We start from the raw sequence: 4625 nt of genomic DNA on the forward strand, positions 1-4625 counted from the left end.
GAGCCGCTCGGCCAGGACCTCGCGGTCGCGCGCGCGGCCGCGGGCGGCGGCCAGCCACCGCAGCTCGGCCACGAGCTCGTCGGTGGCGCCGGCCGCGAAGAGGCGCCGGTACGTGCGCAGCGCGCTGCGCAGGCGCCGGCAGGCGACCCGCATCCGGTGGACGGCGTCCGGCTCGTCGGCGCGGACGGCGTCGTCGAGCCCCGCGAGCACGACGGCCTGGGTCTCGATGCGGGCGAGCAGGACCTGTCCGACCGTGGTGTCGGGCCGGGCCATGGGCGTTCACCCCCTCGTCGGGGTCGTCGATCGTCCGGATCGGCGGAGCGCCTTCCAGGCTAGTCCGCGGGCGCCCGTTGTCCACCGGGCGTCCACCGCCCGTACACCGCGCGCGACCGGGCCGCGCGGGCCGCTGACGGCCCGCCATCCCGTGGATGCCCGACGCGCCCTCGTGCCGGGTGTAGGGGTCGTGACATACTCCCGGACGTGATGACGTCCACCCGTGCGACCAGGGCCCTGCGGGCCGCGGTGTTCACCGCGCTCGCCGTGCCGCTGTCCGCGCTGGGCCAGGTGATCATCACGGGTCGCCCGCTGCCGCTCACGCTCGTGGTCGCCGCGACCGCCGTCGTCTTCCTGGTGTCGGCCGCGCTGGCCGGCGGGGAGCGGCGGCTGCTGCACATCTCCGGCGTGATGGTGCCGGTGGAGCTGCTGCTCAACACGACGTTCAACCTCGGCCAGACCGGCTGTGGCCCGATCCTGAGCGAGCACGTGCCCGCGCGCGGCATGAACCTGATCGTGTGCGGGGGCGGCTCGGTGGACGGCTCGCTGCTGTCCGGGCCGCTCGGCCACGACGGACCGGTCGCACCCGCCGCGACCCAGCTGCTCGTCCTGCTGGTGCACCTGCTGATCGCCCTGGCCGCCGCCGCGTGGCTGCGCCTCGGCGACGCGGCCCTGACCGGGCTGGCCCGGGCGCTGCGTGCGCTGCGCCAGTCGGTGGCGGCGCCGCTGCGGGCGCTACTCCTGCTGCTGGTCCCGGCTCCGGTGCGCCCGGTGCTGCGGGTGCCGCTGCCGGTGTCGGACCACGAACGTCCCCGCCGCGAGGACGTCGTCCTCAGCCCGGCGCCCCGGCGCGGCCCGCCGGCCTTCGCGCCCGCCTGCTGACACCGTTCCGACGGTCGCAGGCCCGGCGCACGACTCCCGCGTTCACCCACCCCGCCCCTCGGCACGCCCCGACGAGGCACGCCCCCGCTAGGCACGCCCTCACCAGGGCCCGCGCCTACGAGGCACCCCCTCACCAAGGCGCGCGCCTTCGACGCACGCCCCCACGAGGCACGCCCGAGCGAGGCACGCCCGAGCGAGGCATCCCGCGCGCACCCGCGCGCCGCGTACAGGAGTTGACTCCCATGGCCCAGGCCAACACCAAGCAGTCCCAGCGCATCAGCGCCCGCGAGCGCATCCAGGAGGCGCAGCGCCGCGAGCAGGCGGCCGCCAAGCGCCGTCAGCGCATCGTGATCACCGTCGCCGCCGCCGTCGTGCTCGCCCTCGCGGGCGGCGGGGCGCTCGCGGTCAACGCGGCCAAGAAGGACAAGGAGGCGTCCACCGGGGCCGGCTCGTCGGCGCCGCTGGTCGTGCCGGCGAACGCCTCCGGCCAGGACGGCACCGTGATCACCTACGGCAAGGCCGACGCCCCGCACACGATGGAGATCTACGAGGACTTCCGCTGCCCGGTGTGCAAGCACTTCGAGGCGGCCAACGGCGAGGCGGTCAAGCAGCTGACCGCGGACGGCCAGATCAAGGTCGAGTTCCACCTGGCCGCGTTCCTCGACAAGGGCCTCGGCGGCAAGGGCTCGCGCACCGCGCTGGCCGCGGCCGGCGCCGCGCTCAACGAGGGCGTGGACAAGTTCAAGGCGTTCCACGACGTGCTCTACAAGAACCAGCCCGACGAGCGGGTGGACGCCTTCGGGGACACCGCCAAGATCCTGGAGCTGGCCGACCAGGTGCCGGGGCTGAAGACGGACGCGTTCGTCAAGGCCGTCAACGAGAAGACCTACGCGCCGTGGGCGGCGAAGGTCGCGGACGCGTTCAACGACAGCGGGGTGCAGGGCACGCCGACGGTGAAGGTGGACGGCAAGACGATCACGCTGTTCTCGGGCCAGAACACGGCCACCCCGGACCAGTTCACGGCGCAGGTCAAGCAGGCCGCCGGCCTGTAGTGAGCTCCACCGGCCCGGCCGAACCCCGGCCGGGCCGGCCCCCTCCCAACCACCGGAGTGTGCTGCCGTGACCGCCTCGACCTCCGTGCACGTCCCCCGTCCCGCCGCCCCGGCCTCGGGCTCCGCCCCGATCGGCGCGGGCCGGGCGTTCTCGCTGCTGCTGTTCCTCGGCGGGCTGATCGGGCTGGCGGCCTCCGCCGTCCTGACCTTCGACAAGCTCCGCATCCTGGAGAACCCGTCGTACGTCCCGAACTGCAACATCAACCCGGTGATCAGCTGCGGTTCGGTGATGCGCACCGAGCAGGCCGGGGTGTTCGGCTTCCCGAACCCGCTGATCGGGCTGGCCGCCTTCGGTGCGCTGGCGGCGATCGGCGCGGGCCTGCTGGCGGGCGCCGCGTACCGGCGCTGGTTCTGGCTGGGCCTCCAGGCGGGGACGCTGCTGGGCGTGGTGTTCGTGCACTGGCTCATCGACCAGGCGCTGTACGAGATCGGCGCGCTGTGCCCGTACTGCATGGTGGTGTGGGCGACGGTGGTGGCGCTCTTCTGGTACACGACGCTGCACAACCTGCGCTCGGGCGTGATCCCGGTGGGCCCGCGGCTGCGGGCGGTCGTGCGGGAGGCGGCGCGCTACCACTGGGCGTTGCCGGCGCTGTGGGCGGCGGTGATCGCGCTGATGATCCTCAACCGGTTCTGGTACTACTGGAGCACCCTGATCTGACGGCCGGCCGCGGGGAGTTCAGCCGAGGTAGCCCGTCGAGTGGAGCAGCGCGGTGATCCCGGTGCGCCGGGCGTCCAGGGCCCGGGTGAGCCGCCGCGCCGCGTTCGGGTGGAGCAGCGCGGCCGCCCTGGCCGGGGCGAAGAAGCCGTACTCGGCGATCTCCTCGGCCTGGCAGCGGATTTCGGCCGCCGGGTCGAGCACCCCGCCGTCGAACATGAACTGGACGGCGGGGTGGGCGTGTTCGCGCTGCTTGGGGATCGGGTCGCGCCACTCGACGACGACGAGCCGCAGTTCGTCGCCGAGCACGAGGCCGGTCTCCTCGCACAGTTCGCGGGCGGCGCACTCGGCGGGGCCCTCGCCCGGGTCCATGGCGCCGCCGGGGAAGAGCCAGTGGGCGCGGTAAATCGGCTTGAGGAGAAGGACGTTGCCCATTCCGTCGGTCAGCAGGACGCTGCAGCCGACGTAGGCGCGCACCATGCGCGCCAGCCACTCCCCCTCCGAGAGCTGCCAGGTCTCCGTCACCGCGCCTCCTCCGCCACCACCCGCCCGTGGTGGCCCACTCTGCCGCAGGTTCCTTGCCGGGAGCGGTGGTTCGTGCGAGATCCACCCGATCGGGTGGCCCAGGGCCTGTCCAACCGGGGCCTGTCCAACCGGAGCCCGTCCCACCGGGGCCTCAGCCGAAGACGGCCCGCCGGAAGGCGTTGCGCAGGTCGGTGAGCGGCTGGACCTCGCGGTCGTAGTGGACCTTGTTGGTGAGCAGCAGCGCCCAGCGGCCGAGCCGGCGGGAGATCCAGATGCCGGTGCCGGTGAACCCGTAGTGGACGAAGGTGCCGTCGTCCGGGTCGGTGCCGGGGGCGCAGAGCCAGGAGAGGCCGCGGGCGGGGGTGAGTCCGCCGGTCTGTTCGCGCAGGGACTCGGCGATCCACGGCTCGCCCCAGGAGAGTCCGGGCGGCGGGTCGAGCAGGGCGGCGAGGAAACGGGCGAGGTCGCGGGCGGTGGAGAAGGCGCCCGCGTTGCCGGAGACGCCGCCGAGGAGGCGGGCGGAGGGGTCGTGGACGACGCCGCGCAGGTGGGCGCCGAGGGCCTCGTCGTACTCGGTGGGCGCGGCGTGGGCGGTGTCGCCGGGGCCGAGCGGACCGTAGCGGGTGTCGGCCATGCGCAGCGGCCGCCAGGTCCAGCGCGTGGCGAGTTCGTCGAGCGGGGCGCCGCCGAGGTGTTCGACGAGGTGGCCGAGGAGCACGGCGGCGCGGTCGGTGTACTCGACGGCCGTGCCGGGCGCGCGGTGCAGCGGGGCGGCGATCACGCCGGCCCGGATCGCCGCGACGTCGCGGCCGTAGAGCCGCTCGAAATTCGTTCGCGGCAGCAATCCTGCGGTGTGGGCCAGTAGTTGACGGGCCGTCACCTCGCCTGCGGGCCGTCCGGCGGCGGCCGGCCAGTACTGCCCGAGGGGTTCGTCGAGCGGGAGCCGGCCGGCTTGCCACAGCACCCCGGCGCACGGCCAGAGCGCCACGATCTTGGTGAGGCTGGCGAGGTCGTACCGGGTGTCGGGGCCGGGCGTGAGCCGCGCGTACGGGCCCTGCCCGAGCGGCCCGTGACCGCCCCGCCCGATCGTCCCCCCGGCGTCCCCGACGGCCCAGACCCCCCCCCCCCCGACCTACCGCGCGCCCGCGCGGACCAGCCGGTCCACCTCCCCCCCCGGT

Annotated in this window: 5 protein-coding genes and 1 pseudogene; 3 read left to right on the forward strand and 3 right to left on the reverse strand. The window is 74.7% G+C overall.

The features are described 5' to 3' along the window. The coding region (locus AB0O00_RS30355) for a CHAD domain-containing protein (RefSeq protein WP_363657187.1) at positions 1-273 on the reverse strand (273 nt) is incomplete at its 3' end. A gap of 210 nt (positions 274-483) precedes the next feature. Here AB0O00_RS30355 and AB0O00_RS30360 point away from each other — a divergent pair. The 3 genes from AB0O00_RS30360 (at position 484) to AB0O00_RS30370 (ending at position 2925) form a co-directional block, all read left to right on the forward strand. Beyond that, complete coding sequence (locus AB0O00_RS30360; protein ID WP_363657189.1) at positions 484-1155, forward strand: hypothetical protein; 672 nt, start codon at positions 484-486, stop codon at positions 1153-1155. Between the two features lie 242 nt (positions 1156-1397). After that, positions 1398-2207 carry a thioredoxin domain-containing protein gene (locus AB0O00_RS30365; protein WP_363657191.1) on the forward strand — a complete coding sequence of 270 codons (810 nt, stop codon included), beginning with the start codon at positions 1398-1400 and terminating at the stop codon, positions 2205-2207. A 67-nt stretch (positions 2208-2274) separates the two neighbouring features. Beyond that, a complete protein-coding gene (locus tag AB0O00_RS30370; protein WP_363657193.1) occupies positions 2275-2925 on the forward strand; it encodes a vitamin K epoxide reductase family protein in 651 nt (216 codons plus the stop codon). 18 nt (positions 2926-2943) lie between these two features. Here AB0O00_RS30370 and AB0O00_RS30375 read toward each other — a convergent pair whose 3' ends face one another. Further along, the gene (locus AB0O00_RS30375) at positions 2944-3447 is read right to left on the reverse strand and encodes an NUDIX domain-containing protein (RefSeq protein WP_363657195.1); all 504 of its coding nucleotides are present in this window, start codon (positions 3445-3447) and stop codon (positions 2944-2946) included. A gap of 151 nt (positions 3448-3598) precedes the next feature. Continuing rightward, positions 3599-4558: pseudogene (locus tag AB0O00_RS30380) on the reverse strand (serine hydrolase domain-containing protein); the annotation flags it as partial. Between the last annotated feature and the right edge of the window lie 67 nt (positions 4559-4625).

The organism is Kitasatospora sp. NPDC093558 (genome assembly GCF_040683475.1).
Classification (GTDB): domain Bacteria; phylum Actinomycetota; class Actinomycetes; order Streptomycetales; family Streptomycetaceae; genus Kitasatospora.

Coding starts and splice junctions, on each gene's coding strand:
- AB0O00_RS30365 (WP_363657191.1), top strand. CDS start 1,398: ATGGCCCAGGCCAACACCAAGCAGTCCCAGCGCATCAGCGCCCGCGAG.
- AB0O00_RS30360 (WP_363657189.1), top strand. CDS start 484: ATGACGTCCACCCGTGCGACCAGGGCCCTGCGGGCCGCGGTGTTCACC.